Origin of the sequence: Halorubrum persicum, from assembly GCF_002727125.1 — an archaeon.
Lineage (GTDB): Archaea > Halobacteriota > Halobacteria > Halobacteriales > Haloferacaceae > Halorubrum > Halorubrum persicum.
Genome location: NZ_NHOA01000147.1, coordinates 44,687 through 66,206 on the forward strand (window position 1 = coordinate 44,687; position 21,520 = coordinate 66,206).

Annotated in this window: 19 protein-coding genes; 10 read left to right on the plus strand and 9 right to left on the minus strand. The window is 68.3% G+C overall.

What is annotated here, in order from left to right; all coding sequences use genetic code 11:
* Window positions 1-114 precede the first annotated feature (114 nt).
* Complete coding sequence (gene glnA, locus DJ69_RS15915) at window positions 115-1,485, plus strand: type I glutamate--ammonia ligase (protein WP_099256505.1); 1,371 nt, start codon at window positions 115-117, stop codon at window positions 1,483-1,485.
* 226 nt (window positions 1,486-1,711) lie between these two features.
* On the opposite strand, the gene DJ69_RS15920 is transcribed toward glnA, so the two are convergent.
* Window positions 1,712-4,858, minus strand: a complete 3,147-nt coding sequence (locus DJ69_RS15920; protein WP_099256506.1) for an adenosylcobalamin-dependent ribonucleoside-diphosphate reductase — start codon at window positions 4,856-4,858, stop codon at window positions 1,712-1,714.
* A 427-nt stretch (window positions 4,859-5,285) separates the two neighbouring features.
* On the opposite strand from DJ69_RS15920, the gene DJ69_RS15925 reads away from it, so the two are divergent.
* Complete coding sequence (locus DJ69_RS15925; protein WP_099256507.1) at window positions 5,286-5,525, plus strand: hypothetical protein; 240 nt, start codon at window positions 5,286-5,288, stop codon at window positions 5,523-5,525.
* A 61-nt stretch (window positions 5,526-5,586) separates the two neighbouring features.
* On the opposite strand, the gene DJ69_RS15930 is transcribed toward DJ69_RS15925, so the two are convergent.
* Both DJ69_RS15930 and DJ69_RS15935 read right to left on the minus strand, forming a co-directional pair.
* Window positions 5,587-7,854 carry a CDC48 family AAA ATPase gene (locus DJ69_RS15930; protein ID WP_099256508.1) on the minus strand — a complete coding sequence of 756 codons (2,268 nt, stop codon included), beginning with the start codon at window positions 7,852-7,854 and terminating at the stop codon, window positions 5,587-5,589.
* Window positions 7,851-8,102 (minus strand): DUF7127 family protein, encoded by a 252-nt coding sequence (locus DJ69_RS15935; RefSeq protein WP_099256509.1) that lies wholly within the window; start codon window positions 8,100-8,102, stop codon window positions 7,851-7,853. Before DJ69_RS15935 ends, DJ69_RS15930 begins: the two co-directional genes overlap by 4 nt.
* 151 nt (window positions 8,103-8,253) lie before the next feature.
* Here DJ69_RS15935 and DJ69_RS15940 point away from each other — a divergent pair, with 151 nt between their 5' ends.
* The 4 genes from DJ69_RS15940 (at window position 8,254) to DJ69_RS15955 (ending at window position 12,189) form a co-directional block, all read left to right on the plus strand.
* Window positions 8,254-9,036 (plus strand): alpha/beta fold hydrolase, encoded by a 783-nt coding sequence (locus tag DJ69_RS15940; RefSeq protein ID WP_099256510.1) that lies wholly within the window; start codon window positions 8,254-8,256, stop codon window positions 9,034-9,036.
* 281 nt (window positions 9,037-9,317) lie between these two features.
* Complete coding sequence (locus DJ69_RS15945) at window positions 9,318-10,064, plus strand: DUF2391 domain-containing protein (protein WP_099256511.1); 747 nt, start codon at window positions 9,318-9,320, stop codon at window positions 10,062-10,064.
* Between the two features lie 67 nt (window positions 10,065-10,131).
* Window positions 10,132-10,512, plus strand: a complete 381-nt coding sequence (locus DJ69_RS15950) for an Hsp20/alpha crystallin family protein (protein ID WP_099256512.1) — start codon at window positions 10,132-10,134, stop codon at window positions 10,510-10,512.
* Window positions 10,513-10,515: 3 nt separating this feature from the next.
* A complete protein-coding gene (locus DJ69_RS15955; protein WP_099256513.1) occupies window positions 10,516-12,189 on the plus strand; it encodes an ABC1 kinase family protein in 1,674 nt (557 codons plus the stop codon).
* A gap of 67 nt (window positions 12,190-12,256) precedes the next feature.
* On the opposite strand, the gene DJ69_RS15960 is transcribed toward DJ69_RS15955, so the two are convergent.
* From DJ69_RS15960 to DJ69_RS15970, 3 genes are all read right to left on the minus strand, one after another.
* Window positions 12,257-13,408 carry a site-2 protease family protein gene (locus DJ69_RS15960; RefSeq protein WP_099256514.1) on the minus strand — a complete coding sequence of 384 codons (1,152 nt, stop codon included), beginning with the start codon at window positions 13,406-13,408 and terminating at the stop codon, window positions 12,257-12,259.
* A 281-nt stretch (window positions 13,409-13,689) separates the two neighbouring features.
* Window positions 13,690-13,950: a DUF7123 family protein gene (locus DJ69_RS15965; RefSeq protein WP_004047147.1), complete on the minus strand. Its 261-nt coding sequence runs from the start codon at window positions 13,948-13,950 to the stop codon at window positions 13,690-13,692.
* 335 nt (window positions 13,951-14,285) lie between these two features.
* On the minus strand, window positions 14,286-15,155 hold the full coding sequence (locus tag DJ69_RS15970) for a molybdopterin synthase (protein ID WP_099256515.1): 870 nt from the start codon (window positions 15,153-15,155) through the stop codon (window positions 14,286-14,288).
* Window positions 15,156-15,295: 140 nt separating this feature from the next.
* Here DJ69_RS15970 and pyrH point away from each other — a divergent pair, with 140 nt between their 5' ends.
* The 4 genes from pyrH to DJ69_RS15990 all read left to right on the plus strand — a co-directional run bounded on the left by pyrH (window position 15,296) and on the right by DJ69_RS15990 (window position 19,106).
* Complete coding sequence (pyrH, locus tag DJ69_RS15975; protein WP_099256516.1) at window positions 15,296-16,021, plus strand: UMP kinase; 726 nt, start codon at window positions 15,296-15,298, stop codon at window positions 16,019-16,021.
* Entirely contained in the window at window positions 16,018-17,727 is a 1,710-nt protein-coding gene (gene lysS, locus DJ69_RS15980; protein ID WP_099256517.1) for a lysine--tRNA ligase, read from the plus strand. The genes pyrH and lysS overlap by 4 nt, the downstream gene beginning before the upstream one ends.
* Window positions 17,728-18,021, plus strand: coding sequence for a DUF7573 domain-containing protein (locus DJ69_RS15985; RefSeq protein WP_099256518.1), 294 nt, complete (start codon window positions 17,728-17,730; stop codon window positions 18,019-18,021). It abuts the gene before it with no gap.
* A gap of 77 nt (window positions 18,022-18,098) precedes the next feature.
* On the plus strand, window positions 18,099-19,106 hold the full coding sequence (locus tag DJ69_RS15990; protein WP_099256519.1) for a sensor histidine kinase: 1,008 nt from the start codon (window positions 18,099-18,101) through the stop codon (window positions 19,104-19,106).
* Window positions 19,107-19,157: 51 nt separating this feature from the next.
* On the opposite strand, the gene DJ69_RS19060 is transcribed toward DJ69_RS15990, so the two are convergent.
* The 3 genes from DJ69_RS19060 to DJ69_RS16000 all read right to left on the minus strand — a co-directional run bounded on the left by DJ69_RS19060 (window position 19,158) and on the right by DJ69_RS16000 (window position 21,520).
* A complete protein-coding gene (locus DJ69_RS19060; RefSeq protein WP_008847522.1) occupies window positions 19,158-19,292 on the minus strand; it encodes a hypothetical protein in 135 nt (44 codons plus the stop codon).
* Between the two features lie 153 nt (window positions 19,293-19,445).
* Complete coding sequence (locus DJ69_RS15995) at window positions 19,446-19,739, minus strand: DUF5808 domain-containing protein (protein WP_099256520.1); 294 nt, start codon at window positions 19,737-19,739, stop codon at window positions 19,446-19,448.
* Between the two features lie 92 nt (window positions 19,740-19,831).
* Window positions 19,832-21,520: a bifunctional N(6)-L-threonylcarbamoyladenine synthase/serine/threonine protein kinase gene (locus DJ69_RS16000; protein WP_099256521.1), complete on the minus strand. Its 1,689-nt coding sequence runs from the start codon at window positions 21,518-21,520 to the stop codon at window positions 19,832-19,834.

The following is a 21,520-nucleotide window of genomic DNA, read 5'->3' on the forward strand; positions in this document are numbered from 1 at the left end:
CGTCGTCAGGGGTTTATAATTTTACGAACGTCCAGCATTTTTGCGCGACTGGCGGTTCATGCGCCAAGCGATAAGGCCTTTATACTGGCAGATAACGAATGAAACGTCCAGAACATGACGGACGAACACGCGAAACCGGACGGCGGCCTCACGGCCGAAGAACAGGCAGTACTCGACGAGATCGAAGAGAAAAACGTCGATTTCCTGCGGCTCCAGTTCACCGACATTCTCGGCGTCGTGAAGAACGTCTCCGTCCCCGCCCACCAGGCGGAGAAGGCGTTCACCGAGGGGATCTACTTCGACGGCTCCTCCATCGAGGGGTTCGTACGGATTCAGGAGTCGGACATGCGTCTCGTCCCCGACCCCGAGACGTTCGCGGTGCTCCCGTGGCGGAGCGACGGCAACGGCGACAGCGGGGCCGCGCGGCTCATCTGTGACATCGTGACCACGGAGGGCGAACCGTTCGTCGGCGGTCCGCGTCAGGTGCTCAAGCGCGTCCTCGAGGAGGCCGAGGAGATGGGTTACTCCGTCTCGATCGGGCCGGAGCCGGAGTTCTTCCTGTTCGAGAAGGACGACGACGGCAACGCGACGACGATCCCCCACGACAACGGCGGGTACTTCGATCTGGCGCCGAAGGACCTCGCGTCCGACGTGCGCAAGGAGATCATCTTCACCTTGGAGAAGATGGGCTTCGAGATCGAGGCCTCGCACCACGAGGTCGCCGAGGGGCAACACGAGATCAACTTCAAGTACGACGACGCGCTCACCACCGCGGACAACATCGCGACGTTCCGCGCCGTCGTCCGCGCGGTCGCCGAGCAGCACGACCTGCACGCGACGTTCATGCCCAAGCCGATCGCCGACATCAACGGCTCGGGGATGCACAGCCACATCTCGCTGTTCGACGAGGACGGCAACGCGTTCGCCGACGACTCGGACGAGTTCAACCTGAGCGAGACCGCCTACCAGTTCATGGGCGGTATCCTGAACCACGCGCCCGCGTTCACGGCCGTCACCAACCCGACCGTGAACTCCTACAAGCGCCTCGTGCCCGGCTACGAGGCGCCCATCTACGTCGCGTGGTCCGACACGAACCGCTCGGCGCTCGTCCGCGTCCCCGACGCGGCCGGCGTCTCCGCGCGGTTCGAGGTCCGCAGCCCCGACCCGTCCTGTAACCCCTACCTCGGGATGGCGTCGCTCATCGCCGCCGGCCTCGACGGGATCAAGACGGAGGCCGACCCCGGCGACCCGGTCCGCGAGGACATCTACGAGTTCGACGACGAGAAGCGTCAGGAGTACGGCATCGAGACGCTGCCGCCGAACCTCGGCGCCGCGGTCGAGGAGTTGGAGGCGGACGAAGTGATGCAGGAGGCGCTCGGTCCGCACACCTCCGAGAAGTTCGCCGAGGCGAAGTCCCAGGAGTTCAGCGAGTATCTCACCCAGGTGTCCGAGTGGGAGGAGGACCGCTACCTGGAGACGTTCTGAGGCGACGACGCGGTTCGACGCCGGCGGTCTCTCCCGGTGTCTTTCAACTCTCTCGGTCTCTTGCGGCTCTCTCCTGCCGTCCGTTTCGTTCCGCCGCTGTGTCGGTACCGACCTGCGTTCCGTGACGTGCGCGTAGCCCGAACGCGGTCGATAGCGGTGCGCAGTACACCACGGCAAGAAGCGAAAATCGCGTCGTCGAGCGTCCGTTACCGACGGCCGCTCCCGCCTAGCACTCCGACCAGCCGCACGACTCGCACGTCTTGCAGCCCTCGGAGTAGTAGAGATTCATCCCGCCGCACTCGGGACACTCGGGCGACTCGCCCGCCGCGATCAGTTCCTGCATCGCGTCGTCGGCGCCGGCCGCGTCGTCCGCGGTCTCGGGAGCGTCGGCGCCCGAAACGTCGGTCGCGGACGACGCGCTGACCGCGCCGCCGTCGGTCTGGCTCGGGGGTTCGGCGACGCCCTCCACGTCGTCGAGGCTCTGCTGTTGGGGGATCCCCTTGTCGATCTCGTCGTCGAGGTAGCGGCGGAGCGCGGTGCCGATCGCGTCCGGGATAGACTGGATCTGCTCGCCTTTGTCCCACGCGACCTTCGGGCTCCGGGTGCCCTGCAGCTCGTCGACGATCTCCTCGGGGTCGACGCCCGAGCGGAGCGCCGTCGAGATGACCTTCGCGAGCGCCTCGGTGAAGGAGTTGGTGTAGCCGCCGGAGTGGCCGATGTTCGCGAACAGCTCGAACGGCAGCCCCTTCTCGTCCTCGTTGATGGTGACGTACAGCTTTCCGTACCCCGTCTCGACCCGCTGCGTGACGCCGTTCAGGGAGTCCGGGCGCGGACTGCGTTCGCTGTAGTCGATCCGGGGCTGCTCGCTGGCCTCGAGCAGGTCCGAGATCTCCGCGTCGATTGCCCGCTGGACATCCTCGTTGTCGAGGAACGACTCGATGCCGCCGAACACCTCGCCGATCTGCTCGACGATCGCCTCGGCCGCCTCGCTCTCGTCGGCGAACTCCGTGTTCTTCGCGCGCGTCGTGAGCACCTGCTTCGAGCGGGTGCCGTCGCGGTAGACGGTGACGCCCTTGCCGCCGTGGTCGTAGATGTAGCGGTACACCTCTTCCATCTCCTCGGCGGTGGCGTCGTTCGGGAAGTTACACGTCTTCGAGATGGCGGAGTCGACGCCCTCCTGACACGCGCACTGGACCGCCGCGTGCTGCTTGCCGGAGAGGTCGCCGGTGACGACGAACAGTTCGCCGATGGCGTCCGGCACCGTCTCCAGGCCGTCAACGCCGTCGAACTCGTTCGTCGCCATCTGCTCTTGGGCCTCCTGTTTGACGGCGTCGACGTCGACGTCGTTCTCCTCTAAGGTGCGGAGGAAGTAGTCGTCGAACTCGACGAGCATCTCGTCGCCCTGCACGTCGTCGGAGACGTTCTTGTAGTAGGCGACGTTGTAGATGGGCTCACAGCCGCCGGTGGTGTTGCCGATCATCGACGTCGTACCCGTGGGCGCGATCGTCGTCGTGTTGTGGTTGCGCACCGGGAAGCCATCTTCCCACTCGTCGGCGTCGAGGCCGGTGTAGTGCTCGAACCACTCGCGGTACTCGGTGGGGTTCGCGTACTTCGACTCCTCCCAGTCGTTGAACGTTCCGCGCTCCTCGGCGAGCTTGTGGGAGGTCTGCTTCGACGCGTGGTTGATGTGGGTCATCAGCTGGCGGGCGACCTCGTTGCCCGGCTCGGTGCCGTACTGGATCCCGAGCTGGATGTACAGCTGTGCGAGCCCCATGATGCCGAGCCCGATCTTCCGCATGTCGCGGACCTTCTGTTCGATCTTCTCGACCGGGAAGTCCGACATCGTGACCACGTTTTCCAGGAAGCGGGTCCCGTAGTCGATCCGCTCGTCGAACTCCTCGAAGTCGATCGCCTCCTCGAGGAAGGCGTCGATCGCCGCCGCCTGCGAGTCGTACTCGTCGGCGTGCGCCTCGGACCAGACGCGCCAGTCCGGCGCGTCCTGCGCCGCGAGCGTCGAGAGGTTGATGTGGCCGAGGTTACACGCCTCGTACTCCTCGAGCGGCTGCTCGCCGCAGGGGTTTGTCGCGAGGATCCGGTGATCGGGGTGCTCCTCGACGTCGAACGAGTGCTCCTTGTTCACGCGTTCGAGGTAGATGACGCCCGGCTCCCCGTTCTCGTGAGCGCCCTCGATCATGTCGTCCCACAGCTCTTGGGCGGGGATCGAGAGCTCCTCGCCGACCTCGACGTGCTCGCCGAGGCCGAACATGTCGTAGATCTCCTTCGTCTCCGGCGTCGCGATGTGCGGCTCCTCGGTGCGCGGGTTCGTGAAGGTGAACTCCTCGTCGTTGTACAGCGCCTCCATGAAGTCGTCCGTGACGCCGACGCTGATGTTGAAGTTCGACAGGTGGCCCTCGACCGCGTTGCGGAGGTGTTCGGGGACCTTCCCGTCGTCGTCGATGAGGTCGCGGGCCTCTTCCAAGGCGTCCGCGAAGGAGTTGTGGGTGAAGTCGTCGGGGTCGTTCAGCCGGAGCGAGTGCGCCAGCGAGACGTCCTTGTTCTTCGAGTGGATGAACTGGATGACGTCGGGATGGGAGACGCGCATGACGCCCATCTGCGCGCCGCGTCGCGCGCCGCCCTGCGCGATCGTCTCGCACATCTGGTCGAACGTCCGCATGAACGTGATCGGCCCGGAGGCGATGCCGCCCGTCGAGCCGACGGAGTCGCCGTAGGGGCGGAGCTTCCAGAACGCGTACCCCATGCCGCCGCCGGACTGGAACACCTCGGCCGCCTCCTTGGCGGTCTGGTGAATGTCGGTGATGTCGTCGTCGGGGGAGTCGACGAAGCAGGCGGAGAGCTGCTGGAGCTCGTCGCCCGCGTTCATCAGCGTCGGCGAGTTCGGCATGAAGGAGAGCTGTTCCATCCCGTCGCGGAACCGGTCCGCGGTCGCTTCGACGTGGTCGCGCACGCTCTCGGGCAGCTCGGGGACGACCGTGTCGTACGCGAACTTGTTGACGTTGTGCGCGGTGAGCGCCGTCTCGACCTCGTCGTTCGCGGTCGTGCCCGTGCCGAAGACCTCGGCGGCAAGCTCGTCGCGCCGCGGGTGGTCGGGCTTCAGCTGGTCGGGCGTGACCGTGACCTCGACGCCCTGTTTCTCGGCCTCGAAGACGGCCTCCGCAAGCGCGACGTTGCGCGCGACGCGGTCGAACAGCTCCTCGGGGTCTTCGATCGCCTCCCCGTCCGCGTTCTTCCGGAGGTAGCGCGCGGGCAGGATGTTGTGATAGGCGTTGGCCGTGAGACGCTCCTCCATCGTCTCGCCCGTGGTGCGTTTGATCGGCAGTTCGAGTTCGTCGGCGGCGACGCCGTCGCTGCTCATTCGACGGCCACCCCGCTCGGTTGGCGTGGGATATGGATCATCTGTAGTGTTGATGTACTGGCGAGGCGGGCCCTTGTACGTTCGGATGTTCGGACCCGACAGTCGCGATATGTACGATTCGTTATGCAACGTCCGTTCCGCGCGTCTGACGTTGGATTTCGGTACGTCGGCAACGAACGGACTCCGGACACATAAGCGTAGCCAGACCGGGGTGAAACTGATCGGCCACCGAGAAAACCGGGGTAATGAGCCGTCTCCCCACCGGAACAAAAGGGGGGTTTCGAGACGGCGATGCGCCGAAGGGTGCGGCGCGGTCCCGCGCTCACGGCCGACGGACCGGTGATCATTTGTCGTCGTTTGACGAAGTTCTTGCCGCAAACCTGTCAGAGTTCGACAACTGGCCGCTCGAGCGCCCTCCCACAAACTTATGCCGGACCTCGCCGTGGACGCGGACATGACCACTTCGCTCGCCGCGCTCGCGGCCTCGATACCGCTTCAGGCCGGCATCCTCGGCAGCCAGACCGGACAGCTACTCGTCGCGCTCGTCGCCGTGGCAGTCGTGATCATCCTCGGGAAGTTCGTGTTGAAGCTCGCGTGGCGGCTCGTCACGATCGGGATCGTCGTCGTCGCCGTGCTCTACCTGCTGTCGACGCTGGGCGTCGTGTGAGCCGTCGGGTACCGTTGGAAAAATCGCCGCCGCGGACCGACGCTGACCGAAGCCGGGCCGACTACTGGAACGCCGTGCCGGGCTCGGTCTCCGCAGATTCGACCTCCGACCGGCGGAACTGCTGTTCGATCTCCTCGTAACGCTCGCGCGTCTCGGGGGTGACGCTCGGGTTCACCTCGTCCAGGGCGTCCTCGAAGTGCTGCATCGTGACGCGGACGTTGCCGACGGACTCGCCGACTTCCTCGCGCGTGACGCTGCCGATGAACTCCCGGGAGGCGTTCATCGACGCCTCGCGGGCCACCGCCTCGATGTCGGCGCCGACGTACCCCTCGGTCTTCCGAGCGATCGCGTCGAGGTCGACGTCGTCGGCCAGCGGCTTGTTCCGGGTGTGGACCTCCAGAATCTTCCGGCGCGCGTCCTCGTCCGGCACGGGGACGTGCACGTGGCGGTCCAGCCGGCCGGGGCGGAGCAGCGCCGAGTCGATGAGGTCCGGGCGGTTCGTCGTCGCGATGACGACCACGTCCTCCAGCGACTCGAGCCCGTCGAGCTCCGTCAGCAGCTGGGAGACGACGCGTTCGCCGACGCCGGAGTCACCGGAGTTCTTGCCGCGCTCGGTCGCGATCGAGTCGATCTCGTCGAAGAACACGATCGTCGGCGCGTTCTCGCGGGCCTTGCTGAACACCTCGCGGACGCCCTTCTCGGACTCGCCCACGTACTTGTTCAGCAGCTCGGGCCCCTTGATCGAGATGAAGTTCGACTCGCTCTCGTTGGCGACGGCCTTCGCGAGCAGGGTCTTCCCCGTGCCCGGCGGCCCGTACATCAGCACGCCCTTGGCGGCCTGCATGTCGAGCTCCTCGAACACTTCGGGGTACTCGAGCGGCCACTGGATCGTCTCGCGGAGCCGCTCTTTGGTGCCCTCCAACCCGCCGACCTGCTCCCAGCTCACGTCCGGGACTTCGACGAACACCTCGCGGAGCGCGGAGGGTTCGATCCCCTTCATCGCCTCCTTGAAGTCGGACTCCGTGACCTGGATGGAGTTCAGCACGTCGGCGTCGATCTCGTCGCTTTCGAGGTCGATCTCGGGGCGGATGCGCCGCAGCGCGTGCATCGCCGACTCCTTCGCCAGCGATTCGAGGTCGGCCCCGACGAAGCCGTGCGTGTTCTCGGCGTACTCGTCCAAGTCGATCTCGTCGACCAGCGGCATGTTCCGCGTGTGGACCTGCAGGATCTCCTTCCGTCCGTCGCGGTCCGGGACCCCGACCTCGATCTCGCGGTCGAACCGGCCCCCGCGCCGGAGCGCGGGGTCGATGGCGTCGACGCGGTTCGTCGCCCCGATGACGACGACCTCACCGCGCTCTTCGAGCCCGTCCATCAGCGAGAGCAGCTGGGCCACGACGCGGCGCTCCACGTCGCCGCCGGCCTCCTCGCGCTTCGGCGCGATGGAGTCGAGCTCGTCCATGAAGATGATCGCGGGCGACTCCTCGGACGCCTCCTCGAACACCTCGCGGAGCTTCTCCTCCGACTCGCCGTAGTACTTCGACATGATCTCCGGGCCGGAGATCGTGTGGAAGTTCGCGTCGATCTCGTTGGCGACGGCCTTCGCGATCAGCGTCTTCCCGGTGCCCGGCGGGCCGTGCAGGAGCACGCCCTTCGGCGGGTCGATCCCGAGCCGCTTGAATAGCTCCGGGTGCCGCATCGGCAGCTCGATCATCTCCCGGACCTGTTCGAGCTCGCTGTCGAGCCCGCCGATGTCCTCGTAGGTCACGTCGGGACCCTCGCTCGCGGCGTCGCCGTCGCCGCTCGGCTCGGCCAGCTCCTCGGCGGGGACCTCGGAGATCTCGATCTCGGTGTCGTCGGTGATGACGACGGTGCCGGAGGGGGTCGTCGAGGCGACTTTCATCGGCACCGCCTGCGACTGGCCGCCCATCAGCCCGAACCCCATCGACGTGCGGATCGTCTGGCCCTCGGTCACCGGCTGCCCGGAGAGCTTGTCGCGGATGAACGGGGCGATCTGCCCGCGGACGCGGAGCTGGCTCGGGAACGCGATCGTCACCGACTCCGCCCGCGAGACGTCGACGTCCTCGACCGTCACGCGGTCGTCGATCCCGACGTTCGCCTCCTGGCGAAGTCGGCCGTCGATACGCACGACGCCGGTTCCGTCGTCTTCGGGGTAGCCGGGCCAGACGCGGGCGATCGCGGCCCCGTCCGGTCCCTCGACGCGAACGATGTCTCCGCCGGAGAGCCCGAGCTCCTCGGCGGCGACGCGGTCGATCGCCGCGAGGCGGCGTCCGGCGTCCTTCTGTTTCAGCGGTCTGACGGTGAGCTTCATCGCTGTCCCTCCACGGTGATCACGCCGTTCTCGACGACGACCGAATCGGCCTCGCCCGGGAGCTCGAACTCCGACTCGACGGGCTCGCCGTCTCCCTCGATCACGACGATCGCTGTCTCGCCGACGGTGTCGACGGAGACGTTCACGGCGTCGGCGCCCAGATCGGCGGCGACGACCCACCCGTCCTCGTACTCGTACCGGCGGAGCAACGCGCCGTCGCCGGTCGATCGGGTCTGTTGGTGATTCATGCTAACTACAAGTTAGGCGCGAGAGTATATAAATATATCGCCTAAAATCGCATGACGTGAGATATCGACGGCGTATCGGTAGTGTTGCGGTTCGGGGGTCGATCCGGGCGCGGCGGCGACCTTTATGAGGCGGCGCGCGGGACCAATCTCCATGGAGCGGGTCACACACCACGGGCGCGACACCGCCTACCGAATCTCCGACCGCGGCGGCGACGGACCGACGGTCTGTTTCGTCCATGGAAGCGGAGGGAGCAAAGACATCTGGAAGGCGCAGGCGCGCGTGAGCGACCGATTCCCCGTCGTTGCGCTCGACCTCTCGGGCCACGGCGACAGCGACGACGTGGACGCGCCGGCCGGGCGCGACGCGCTCGCGGAGTACGCGAACGACGTGGTCGCCGTCGCGGAGGCGACGGGCGCGACCGTCCTCTGTGGCAACTCGCTGGGGGGAGCCGTCGCGCTGCGGGTGGCGATGGAGCGCGACCTGTCGCTCGACGGGCTCGTGCTCGCCGGCACGGGCGCGAAGCTCACCGTCGCCGAACCCCTCCGCACCGCGCTCGCGACCGACTTCGATCGGGCGATCGAACTGCTCCACGAGCCCGACCGGCTGTTCCACGACGCGCCGCCGGAGTACGCGGAGCTGTCGCGCGCCGGGATGCGGGCGTGCGGGCGCACTGTCACCGAACGCGACTTCCGCACCTGCCACGCCTTCGACGTCCGCGACCGCCTCGACGAGGTCGCGGTCCCGTCGCTCGCGGTCGTCGGCGAACACGACGCGCTCACGCCCGTCGACTACCACGACTACCTCGCGGAGCGAATCGAGGACTGCGAGCGCGCGACGATCGAGGGCGCCGCGCACCTCGCGATGCTCGAACGGCCGGAAGCGTTCAGCGCGGCGCTCACGGCGTTCTGCTCGCGGATTGACCCGGCGGCGTAGCGTCGGCTCGTCGTCCGCGCACGTCCTCAAAAAGCCGCGGCGAGCGAAGCGGTCGCCGGGGGCGCGCCCCGGAACGGGGACGCGACCCGCGTCCGGAAGCCGTCTGGACAGACCTCTGTTCGATACCACCTGATCGTCGGTCGCTGTTGGGCCCGGTCCTCGATATCTTCCGTACTCACCTCGTGTGCCACGATAGCACACCCCATTACTTAACTCGTTCGCCGCCGCCGGTCGCGAGGGCGCCGGCACGCTTTTTAAACCACGGTCTCGATCGACCCCCAATGGACGGCTCCCGCTCCGAGGGTGACGCCGATCACTCCGAGTCTCGCGGAGGGGCCGGCTCCCCGGGGAGCGGCGACGCTCCCGAGAGCGGCCCCAGATCAGACGCCGCACGCGAGCGGGACGCCACACAGGGTCCCGCAGACCCGGACATTAACGACCTGCTCGCGAAGCTCGACGCCCTGCGCGACACGGTCGACGAGGGGCACGAGCGCGAGGAGGTTCGCCAGACCATCTCGCTCGTCGAGCGGATGCCCGGGAGCGCCGCGTTCACCACGCGCATCACCAAGTACACGTCCCGCGACATGGCCGAGGCGTTCGTGGGGTCGGTCCTCTTCGCGCTCCCCCTGCTCGTTGAGGGGGGCGTCTTCGAGATCGCGGCGTGGTTCGCCGCGGTGACGCCGGTCGGCGTGCCCGTCCTCCTGCTCGCCCACGTGGGGTTCGTCCTGGTCATGACCGCCGGCCTGCTGTACTTCGCCGACTTCCGACAGATAGCGATCAGCCACCCGATACTCGGCTTCGTCCCGCGGCGCTACGCCGGCATCTTGCTCGTCTCCCTGTTTACCTCGGCGTTCATGCTGGCCCTCTGGGGCCGGCTTCACGAGGGGGATCCCACCGGGCTCGAACGGATCTCACGCGTGGCCGTCGTCTGGGCCGCCGCGGCGTTCGGCGCCGGACTCGGTGACATTCTTCCGGGGGAGTCGCAGGGAGAGGACATCAGCGAGCTCGATCTCGACTTCAGCGGCTAACCGGTCCCCGGCGGGAGCGTCCCCCCCTTTCCACACCTTTTTCGCCGCGGCGACCGTACTACTGTACATGTCAGCGTTACGCGACGCGCTCCGGGACCTCCCGGACGCGGTGTTTGCGGACCTGCTTGAATCCGACGAGGGGTACGTGCTCGTCGTCGACCTCCCCGGCGCCGCCGCCGAGACCACCGAGGTCCTCGCGGAGGACGGCCGGATCGCCATCGAAGGACGGCGCGAGAAGTCGGTCCCCGAGGGGTTCCGCTACGTGCGTGAAGACCGACCGCTGTTCCTCGACGTGGAGCTCCCCCTCCCCGGCGACGCGGACGGTAGCGGCGCCGACGCCGAGATGGACCGGGAGGTGCTCGAAGTGACGATCCCCAAGCGGACCGGCGGCACCTCCCGCACCATCCCGGTCGACGAAGCCGGGGACGACGAGGCCGACGGCGCCTGATGGGTGGTTACGCTGGTTAACCTCCGCGCATACTGGCGGTTCTTCGTGGTCATGCGGCAGTTCTCGCCGCTGATCGTCGCCTACTGGCGAGACCGGAAGCGGTACTTCCTGTTCGGCGGCGGCCGCGAGGTCGACCCCGAGACGCAGCGCGAACGCGCCGCCATCCTCCTCGACATCCTGCTCACGCTCGGGCCCACGTTCATCAAGCTCGGACAGATCCTCTCGACGCGGCCGGACATCCTCCCGCCGGCGTACATCGAGGTGTTGGAGGGGCTCCAAGACGACGTGCCGCCGGCCCCGTGGGCGGAGTCGAAGACCGTCCTCGAAGACGAGCTCGGTCCGGTCGACGAGACGTTCGACGACTTCGACCGGGAGCCGATAAGCGGCGCGAGCCTCGGGCAGGTGTACACCGCGCGCTACGAGGGGACCGACGTGGCCGTCAAGGTCCGGCGACCGGGGATCGAGTCGCTCGTCGAGGCCGACCTCCGGACGATCCGGTGGTCGATCCCGCTGGTCCGGCGGTTCATCGGCAGCGGGCGGGCCTTCTCCTTGGAGAACCTCGCGGACGAGTTCGCGAAGACGATCCGCGAGGAGATGGACTACGACCGCGAGCGGGAGATGCTCGAGGAGATCCGCGCCAACTTCGCGGACGAGGATCGGATCCGGATCCCCACCGCCTTCGAGGCGGTCTCCGGCCCGCGCGTGCTCACGATGGAGTACATTCCGGGGACCAAGATCAGCGACACCGGCGCCCTCGACGACGCGGGGATCGACCGGAACGCCATCGCAGAGACGCTTCAAGAGGTGTACCTCCAGATGATCATCGAGGACGGCGTGTTCCACGCCGACCCCCACCCCGGGAACCTCGCGGTCGACGAGCGCGGCGCCGTGATCTTCTACGACTTCGGGATGGCCGGACGCGTGGACCCGTTCATCCAAGAGAAGATCGTCGACTTCTACGTCGCGGTCGCCCGGCAGGACATCGACGGCATCCTCGATACGCTGATCGCGATGGGGACACTCTCGCCGGAGGCCGACCGGGACGTGATGGGGAACGTCATGGAGCTGGCCATCGCGGACGCCAGCGGGGAGGACATCGAACAGTACCAGGTGAACCAGATCATCGAACAGGTGGAGTCGACGATCTACGAGTTCCCGCTGCGGCTCCCGCCGAACCTCGCGCTCGTGTTGCGCGTCGCGACCGTCGTCGAAGGGGTCTGCGTCACGCTCGACCCCGAGTTCGACTTCATCTCGACCGCGACGGAGTACCTCAAGGAGGAGGGGTACTACGAGCAGACCGCCCGCAACCTCGCGGAGGACGCCGGACAGCAGGCCCAGAAGACGGCGGAAGCGCTGTTCACGGTTCCCCCGAAGGCCGACGACTTCCTCGACCGGGCGAACCGCGGCGACCTCCACGTCGACGTCACGATCGACGACGGCTCGAACGTCCTCGACAAGCTCGCGATGCGGATCGCCTACTCGGTGCTGCTCGCCGTCGGCGTGCTCTCGGCGACGATCCTCTACTCGTTCGCCCAGTCGTGGCGGCTCGCGGCGGTCGTCCTCCTGCTCGCCGCCCCGCTCGCCGTCGCGCTCTACCGCTCGTTCCGGAAGAAGCGCGGGCTCCGCGCGACCCCCCAGTTCACCAGACAGGGGATGAAGAAGCGACGCGAGGACTGACCCCGGAGCGGCCCGCCGACCGCACGTTCCGGAGACCAGACGCGCTGCCGGCCGCGCCCCGACGCCCTTACGCCCCGACGACTTCGATCGGAACGAGGAGGAAACAGAGCGCGCCGACCACGAACGTCCCGATCCCGACGGCGAGGCGGGCCCAGTCGAGCCGCTCCTCGTCGGCCGGGTTCGCGGGGCCGTTGAACGCGATCACGAGCGAGAACACGCCCCAAAACGCCCAGAGCCCCACGGACTGGTCGAGGCCGAAGCCGCGCCAGAAGTAGAGGTAGGCGGCGATCGTGAAGAGGGCCCCGGGGACCAGCGCCGCGACGGTCTCCTGTCGCGGGCCGACCATGGCCCGGACCATGTGCCCCCCGTCGAGCTGTCCGACCGGGAGGAGATTGAGCAGGGTGAAGAACATCCCGACCCAGCCGCCGATCACCACCGGGTGAGCGGAGAGAGACGGATCCTCATATGCCGTCGGCTGACCGAGGAGGTCGGCGATGAGCCCCAACAGCGGGGGGTTGTTGAATCGGATCACCGGCCCGGAGACGTTCGCGATCTCGGCCGGGACCCGGATCGGGTCGAGCGAGAGCCCGATCGCGGTGACGACGACGGTCGCGACCAGCCCGGCGATCGGGCCGGCGACTCCGATGTCGAACAGGGCCTTCCGCGAGGGCATCCGGCCCCGCATCCGGATGATCGCTCCGAGGGTGCCGAACGGGAAGATGAACGGGATGACGTACGGCAGCGAGACGTCGACGCCGTGGTAGCGTCCGGCGACGTAGTGGCCGAGCTCGTGGGTCATCAGGACGCCGAGCACCGCGGCGGTGAACGGCCACGCCCGCAGCATCACGAGCGGATCCGCCGCGATCTCCTCCCAGCCGATGTAGTACCACCCGTACGCGCCCACGAACAGCGTCGACAGGATCGTCGCCGCGAACATCGCGACGTTGACCCACGGGACCCCGTCGCGCCCGCGGTCGAACGGCGTCGCGACGACGACGTGCCCCCCCTCGACCGCCTCCAAGTCGACGTCGTATCCGGCGTCGCGGAACCCCGGAACCAGCTTCCGCAGCAGCGTGCGCTCCGGGATGTACGACTCCCCGACGTACCGAACGCGACCGTCTTCCCGGCGCACCTCGTCGACCCGGAAGAACGTCCGGAGCGGCTCCGGACGCGGAACGTCGGACGCGCCCGACGGCTCCCCGTCCTCGTGTTCTGGCATCGTCGGTCGTAGCTGGTCGGCGAGTATAAACCCCGCGTCGGGCGAAGCGGCTCTCGGTCGGGTCGACAGAGAGGTCCGAGCCGTGCGGATCGAGCGACGCGCGGCCCTCAGCGGGACGAGAGTGAGGAAGCGGTCGCGGGCGAGACGGGGGAGAACGGAGAGTGGGGAGCGGTACTGGGGTTGAGAGCGGAGTTCAGTAGCAGGGACCGAGGGGAGTCAGTCCGTCGATTCGGGGACGCGCGGGGGCGCGCTGATCGGCCGCGGCGGGACGCTCCGGACGGTCAGGCCGGCTCGACGCGCCACGTCGTCGCGCCGGTGTACGACCACTTCTCGACGGTGAGCTCCGTGGCGGAGTCGCGGAGCTTCACCATCAGGGCGCCGATCTCCTTCGGCGAGAGCTCGACGTCCTCGGAGATGAACTTCCCCTTGAAGTACATCTCACCGTCCTCCGCGCGGTCGAGCAGGTACCGCTTCAGCCGCTCTTCCTTGCTGAGGTCGTCGGTCGTTGTCGCGGTCGTGGAGGGGTTTGCAGTCGCGCTCATGGTACACTCCCTGCTTCTCCCCGGAGGATGTTATAAAGGTAAGACCGTTGGGGGGTGTTCAGTAGCTTTCATCGCGTTTCAGGCGACGACGGGGGAGTAAAAGGTGTCAGACGGATCGTTCACGAGTATTTTAGAATCGATTAGACGTTTTATAACTGTCTCAGAATCCTTCGATATGGATCGTCGGTAGCCAAGCGATTCCGGTTCGTTCGGCGTGAGGACCCGTCGTGTACCGGCAGAAAGATCCGCAACGAGACGGCCAACGCCCTCGTCCGCGCGCGGTCGCCCCCGCGTCCGTAGCCACTCAGAGCGCTCGCAACCCGGCGCCGCCGGGACTACTCCCGCCGGTGGACCCAGAACTCCTCGGCTTCCGTGGTCTCCTTCTTGAATATCGGCACCTCGTCTTTCAGCCGGTCGATCCCGTCCTCGACGGTCCGGAACGCCTCCCGGCGGTGGCCGGCGAGGACGACGACGAACACGATGTCCTCGCCCGCCTCGATGACGCCGGTCCGGTGGTGCATCCGAACCTCGAACACGCCGTCGCGCTCGGCCAGCTCGGCCGCGATGCCGTCCATCCGCTCCGCCGCGACCCCCTCGTACTTCTCGAACGCGAGATGGGTCGTCCGGTCGTCGTCGGGTGCGTCGCGCGCCCGAACGCGCCCGGTGAACGTCGCGATGGCGCCGGCGCGGTCCGCGTCCGCAGACGCCTCCACGCGACTCACGAGCGTCTCCCGGGTGATCCACGGCTCCGCGTCTGCCACCTCCGCGACGAGCCCGGTGAGGGCGATCTCGTCGGGCGCGTCGGCGGCGGCGAGGACCGGGCCGGGGACGTCACCCGGTTCCGCGTCGGCACCGAGCAGGACCGTCGGGACGCGCAGGCGGGACTCGCCGACGGCGACGAGATAGTCGTGATCGGGCGCGAGCCCGTCGAGGAGATCGTCGAATCCGTCGACGCGGCCGCGTCCCGTCCACGACCCGTCGGAGCCGAGCGCGAGCGTCGTGTCTGCGGTCGGCGACGCTACCTCGTCGCCGTCGTCTCGCCCTACCGCGACACCGCCGTCGGTCGCCTCGGAGTCGGCGGATCGGCGGGTTCCCCCTCCCGTCTCCGTCTCGCAGTCGACGACCGCCACTCGTCCGTCGAGCCGATCCGCGAGGCGTCCCGCGAGGTCGGTCGCTCCCGGCCCGACGATCGAAATCGGTTGCATACTCGAAGGCGGGCTGCGAGCGGCTTAGGCGTTTCCCGGCGGCAGGGCCGGTCTCGCCCGTGTCGCCGATCTCCCGTTTCCGCCTACCCACCTGTTCCGCTTGATAATCCTTAAGACCGCGACAGGGGTATTCCGCCGTAATGAGAGTCGTCGTTTCTATCGGCGGGAGCGTGCTCGCGCCGGATCTGGACTCCGACCGGGTGGCCGCGTACGCCGAGGCGATCGAGCGGCTGGTGGCCGACGGCTGCGAGGTCGGCGTCGTCGTCGGCGGGGGTGGCGTCGCGCGCGAGTACATCGAGACCGCGCGCGACTTGGGCGCGAACGAGGTCGAGCTCGATCAGCTCGGCATCGGAACCACCCGGCTCAACGCCCGCCTGCTGATCGCCGCGCTCGACGACGGCGCGAACCTCTCGCCGGCGACGGGGTACGAGGAGGCGGCGGCCGCCCTCCGCCGCGGAGAGGTGTCGGTGATGGGGGGGATGACCCCCGGTCAGACCACGGACGCGGTCGCTGCCGCCTTCGCGGAGTCGATCGACGCCGACCTGCTGGTGTACGCGACGAGCGCTAACGGCGTGTACGACGCCGACCCCAACGCCGACCCGGACGCGACCCAGTTCGGGTCGATGTCGCCGGCGGAGCTCGTCGACATCGTCCTCCCCATGAGTCGGAACGCCGGGGCGTCCGCGCCCGTCGACCTGCTCGCGGCCAAGCTGATCGACCGGGCGGGTATCCGGTCGATCGTCCTCGACGGTACCGACCCGAGCGCGGTCGTCGACGCGGTGCTCCGCGGTAGCCACACCGGAACCGACGTGATTCCGACCGGGAGCGACGAACCGACCTACTGGACGGGGGCGAGCGACGCGTGAGCGACGCCGACTCACCCCACATCCTCTCCGAGCAGGGGAGCGAGGCCGGCGGCGCAGGAGGCGGCGCCGACGGAAGCGACGAGGACGGCGGCGAGGAGTTCCACGCCTTCTGGGCCGACGTGGTGGCGGACGAGGTAGAGGCGCGCGACCCGGACGAGCCGATCGTGATCAAGGGGGGCGTCTCCCCCTCTGGGGTCGCGCATCTCGGGAACTTCAACGAGATCATCCGGGGGTACTTCGTCGCGGCGGTGCTTCGCGAGCGGGGCCACGAGGTCCGGCAGGTGTTCACCTCCGACGACAAAGATCCGCTCCGCAAGCTCCCGCGGAAGCTGGCGAACGCGGACGGCGAGATCGTCGGGCTCGGCGAAGTGGACGCCGGCGCGCTCGGTCGGAACCTCGGGAAGCCGTACACCGCGATCCCGGACCCGTTCGGCGAGCGCGAGTCGTACGCCGCCCACTTCGCCGCGCTGCTGAAGGCCGACGCCGACCGGCTGGACATCCCGGTCGAGATGGTCTCGAACACGGAGCTGTACGCCGACGGCGACTTCGACGACGTGACCCGGACCGTCCTCTCGGATCTCGACGGGGTCCGCGAGGTGCTCTCGAAGTACCAGGATAAGGTCGACGGGGAGTACGTCCCGTTCAACCCGGTGTGCGCCGAGTGCGGGAAGATCACGGAGACGGTGACGAGCGTCGACGCCGACGCCGGGACCGTCGCGTACGTCTGCACCGACATGGCGGTCGGCGACAACGTCATCGAGGGATGCGGTCACGAGGGAACCGCCACGTTCCGCGAGGGGAAGCTCCCGTGGCGGCTGGAGTGGCCCGGCCAGTGGGACGTGCTCGGCGTCGACTTCGAGCCGTTCGGAAAGGACCACGCGGAGGGCTCGTGGCCCTCCGGCGTCGACGTGGCGCGGAACGTGTTCGGGAGCGAGCCGCCGGTGCCGATGGTGTACGAGTGGTTCACGCTCAACGGCGAGCCGCTCTCCTCGTCGGCCGGCAACATCGTCACCGTCCCCGAACTGCTCGAGCTCCTCGAACCCGCGGTGCTCCGGTACTTCTTCGCGCTCCACCCGAAGAAGGCCCGAGACCTGGACATCGAGCGGCTCGACCAGCTCGTCGACCGCTTCGATCGGTTCGAGCGCGCGTACTTCGGCGAGGTCGACGACGAAGACCTGACCGCCTTCGCCGAGCGCGCCTATCCGTTCGTCGTCGGGCGCGCGGACGACCCGCCCGAGGAGAAGCCCGTCCGGCTCCCGTACACCTTCGCGGCCGTGCTCGGGATGGTCGACGACCCCGCCTTCCGCGAGCGGCTCGCCCGCGACGAGGGGCACATCCCCGACGACGCCGACGACGAGACTGTCGAGGCGGCGCTGGCCCGCGTCGAGAAGGCGCGCAGCTGGGCGGAACGCACCGGCAACGAGTACGACTACCGGCTTCAGACGGAGCTGCCCGACGTGGACTTCGACGGCGACATCGCGGCCGCGCTCGACGATCTCGCTGACTTCGTCGCTGCGGGCAACGACGGCGACGCGATCCAGTCGGAGATGTACGAGACGGCGCGCGCACACGACGTAGAGGTGAGCGACTTCTTCGCCGCCGGCTACCGCCTCTTCTTCGACGACACCCAGGGACCGCGGCTCGGCGAGTTCCTGGGCGAGCTCGAGCGCGACTACGTCGTGGCGCGGCTCCGGCGGGAGGCGTAGATGCCCGAGGACCGCTCGCTCGACGAGTTCGGCGGAGCGGGCGCGGACACCGGCGCGGCCGAAACCGGGACGGCCGGGGGCACAGACGACGAAACCGAGACGACCGAGACCCCAGACGACGACTCCTCATCCGCGGAGCCGGACGACGGGGAGAGTGTCGAGGAGCCGACGCCCGCCACGGCGACGGCGACGTGGACCGCCGGCGGCGCCGACTGCGAGCGGTGCGGCGACCGCGTCGAGCGCCGCTGGCTCGACGACGGGGACCGCGTCTGCCCCGACTGCAAGTCGTGGTGACGCCGGTCAAAGTTTAATACCTCCCGGGGACTGCCGTTAGTTACGCCAGAAATTGTTCGAGGTTTAGTAGAGTATAAATGAAATTAGAATCCGATCTCGTCTTCGACCGATCCCCGCGGAAGCTCGCCGCCGCGTATCTCTGTCTGGGGTCGCTGTTCGTCGTCGCGGCGGACCTCGCGGTGGGGGCGGCGGTCGGATCGCTCTCGACGTGGACGCCGGCGCGTGTCGTCGACGGGTGGGCGTTGGTCGGCGCCTCGTCGCTGGTGCTCTACGGTGCGACGACGTATCAGCGGCGGCGTGCGGTTTCCGCCCGGAGTGAGCTCGAAACCTCGAACCAGCAGCTGCAGGTGTTGAGCAGAGTGTTCCGCCACAACGTGCGGAACGACCTCAACGTCATTCAGGGGTACACTGACCTGCTCGCCGACCGGGTCGAGGACGAGCGGAGCCAGGAGTGTCTGGAGACGATCCGGGAGACGACCGACGACGTGGTCGAGATCAGCGAGAAACTGCGCGTCATCGAGGACGCGTCGCCCGCACCCCCGAGCGGACGGGTCGATCTCGCCGACGCGGTCCGCGAGGCGGCCGCGGAGGTCGACCGCGCGGACGTCGCGCTCACCGTCGACGCGCCGGCCGAAGCGTGGGTCCGCGCGGACGAGTCGATCGAGTACCCGATCCGAGAGGTGTTCGAGAACGCCGTCACGCACAACGACGAGTCGACGCGCCGGGTCGACGCCCGAGTCACCGAGCGCGGCTCGACGGTCTGCTTAGCGGTCAGTGACAACGGCCCGGGGATCCCCGACGACGAGCGGGCGGTGTTGCGGGCCGAGGAGGAGACGCCGCTGTCGCACGCGAGCAGCATCGGGCTCTGGCTCGTCAAGTGGATGTGCGAGACGCAGGGCGGAACCGTCGGCTTCGAGACGAACGACGACGGGACGACGGTCCGACTCCGGTTCGAGTCGGTCGATGACCCGGCGGGAACGGCATCGACGGCGGAGGCGAGACAGCGGGCGTCGCGCGGGAGCGGTACGGCGCGAGCCGACACGGTCGCGGACGGAAGCGGGGAGAGACCGGTCGATAACGGCTGAGTGGAAGGTGAGCAGAAGAGGGGACAGAAGAGCGGAACCTCGACCGCGAACCTAGTCGAGTTCCGTGATCGTCACCGCGTACACCGCCCCGCAGTTCCCGCATTCGACGTGGACCCCGCGGCTCGCCTCCCCGCGGGTGAACTCGGAGATCTCCTCCGAGCACGAGCACTCGAACTGGACTTTCATTGCCTTCGGTACAGCCTTCTGGTATTTAAATGACGCCGTCCCGTAATCGCAACTGAAAACCGGTTCGCCGCGACCGGCTTCCGGACCGGGTGTCGGCGGCTCGTCAACGTCGTCAACGATCGGTCGGCGACCGCGCCCCGTCGGGGCCCCCGATCAGTCGTCGTCGACGATCACTTCGACCGGCTCGTCGCTCCCGTCCGCGTCGTCGTCGGACGAGCTCGCGCCCCCCGAAGACTGCGTCTGCTGGTAGTAGAGCCCGCCGGCGACGGCGAGGACGATCCACGACCGCCAGTTCGCGAGGTTCAGCGTGTAGCCGATGCCGAACGGCTTCTCCACCAACATCCCCTTGCCGGGCTGCCAGTACGACGAGAGCAGCCGGCCGAGGCTCGGCCGCTCGAAGTTGTACGGGATTCCGAGGATCTCCCCCGAAGACGGTTTGTCTGCCATACCGGCATATCAGTCGCCGGGGATATAAAGCGTGGCGCAACTCGGCGCCGTTCGTCGTCTCCCGGCGGCTCACAGGTCCTCCGTCCCGCCGCTCACCGGTACCGGCCGCGCCCCTCCACGTCGCGGAGCCGGTCGAGAACGCCCTCGTCGCCGACCGCCGCGTACCCGGCCTCGAACGCCTCGATCAGCGGTTCCGGGTCGGTCGCTGTCGCGCGGACGGAGCCCTCGAACACGTGGAGGTCCATCGCGTGGTCCTCGACGTGACCGGTGTGGTACGCGAGCCCGAAGTCGATGAGCGCGGTCCGGTCGTCCTCGGTCGCGGCAGCCGACTCCTGCGGCGCTGCCCGCACCCCGACTCGCGCGTTTCGCGTGGTGGGGTCCCCGTGAACGATCCCCGCCGCGTGGAGCCGCGCGAGGTGCCGACCAACCGACCGCGCGTGCACCGTCCCTTCGTCGACGGCGGCGAGGTCGCGGTCGCCGACGTGCTGGAGCGTCAGCGTCGCCCGTTGCACGTCGGCGTCGTGCACCAGCGGCGTCGGCACCCCCGCCCGGCGCGCCTCGCTCGTCAGTCTGGCCTCCGCGACCGTCCGATCACGCCTGAGCGTCCGGTCGAGTTCGGGGTGGCGGTACGTCTTCGGGACGCGTCGCTTGATCACGCGGCGACCACCGGCGCCGTCCGCTTCGGAGACGAACTCCACCGTCGCTTCGGCGCCCCGCCGGTCGGCATCGGTCCCGTCGGCATCCGATCCGGGACCGCGTCCGCGAGCGACGGACTCGCCGGACCGCCACGTCACGGGCACCTGATCCGGACGGAAGTTCGGGTCGATCGCGGATTCGGGGATCGGGACGGTGTCGCCGGCCCGCGCCATCTTCGCCCCCAACACGGCGATCATTCCCGCGTTGTCGCGGAGGAAACGGGGCTCCGGCGCGTGGAACCTCGCGCCGCGTTCCGCACACATGGAGGCCAGCATCTCGCGGAGCCGGTCGTTCTGCGCGACCCCGCCGCCCAACACGATCTCGTCGGCGCCCGTCAGCGAGAGGGCGCGCTCCGAGACCTCCGTCAGCATCGCGAACACGTGCTCCTGCAGCGAAAAGCAGATCTTCTCGACGGGGACCCCGTCGTCGTACGCGTCGTTCGCCGCGGAGCTGATCCCGGAGAAGGAGAAGTCCATCCCCTTGACGACGTACGGGAGGTCGAGGAGATCGCCCGAGTGCTCCTCGGCGTACCGCCGCGCCGCCGCCTCGACCTTCGGGCCGCCGGGGTGGTCCCAGCCGACGTGACGAGTGAACTTGTCTATCGCGTTGCCGACCCCGGCGTCCATCGTTTCGCCGAGCACGCGGTAGCGTCCGTCGTGGTAGCCGAGGAGGTGGGCGTTCGCGCCGGAGGCGTTCAGACACACCGGGTTCTCGAAGCCGGACTGGTGGCGACCGATCTCGAGGTGCGCCACCATGTGGTTGACGCCGACGAGCGGCACGTCGAGCGCCCCCGCGAGCGACCGAGCGGCCGTGCCGACGGTGCGGAGACAGGGTCCGAGCCCCGGCCCCTTCGAGAAGGCGACCGCGTCGATCGCGTCCGGGCCGTGTTCGTCCTCGGCCGCGGTGAGCACCGCGTCGACGACCCCGGGGATCGCCTCGGACATGTGCTCGGCCGCCTCGCGCGGGTGAATGCCGCCGCTGTCCGGCTCGTACGGGTCAGATTCAATGAGAACGGAGTCGGCCTCGGCGTCGTACAGGGCGGCGCTTGCACACCACGCGGTCCCCTCGATGCCGAGAACGCGCAT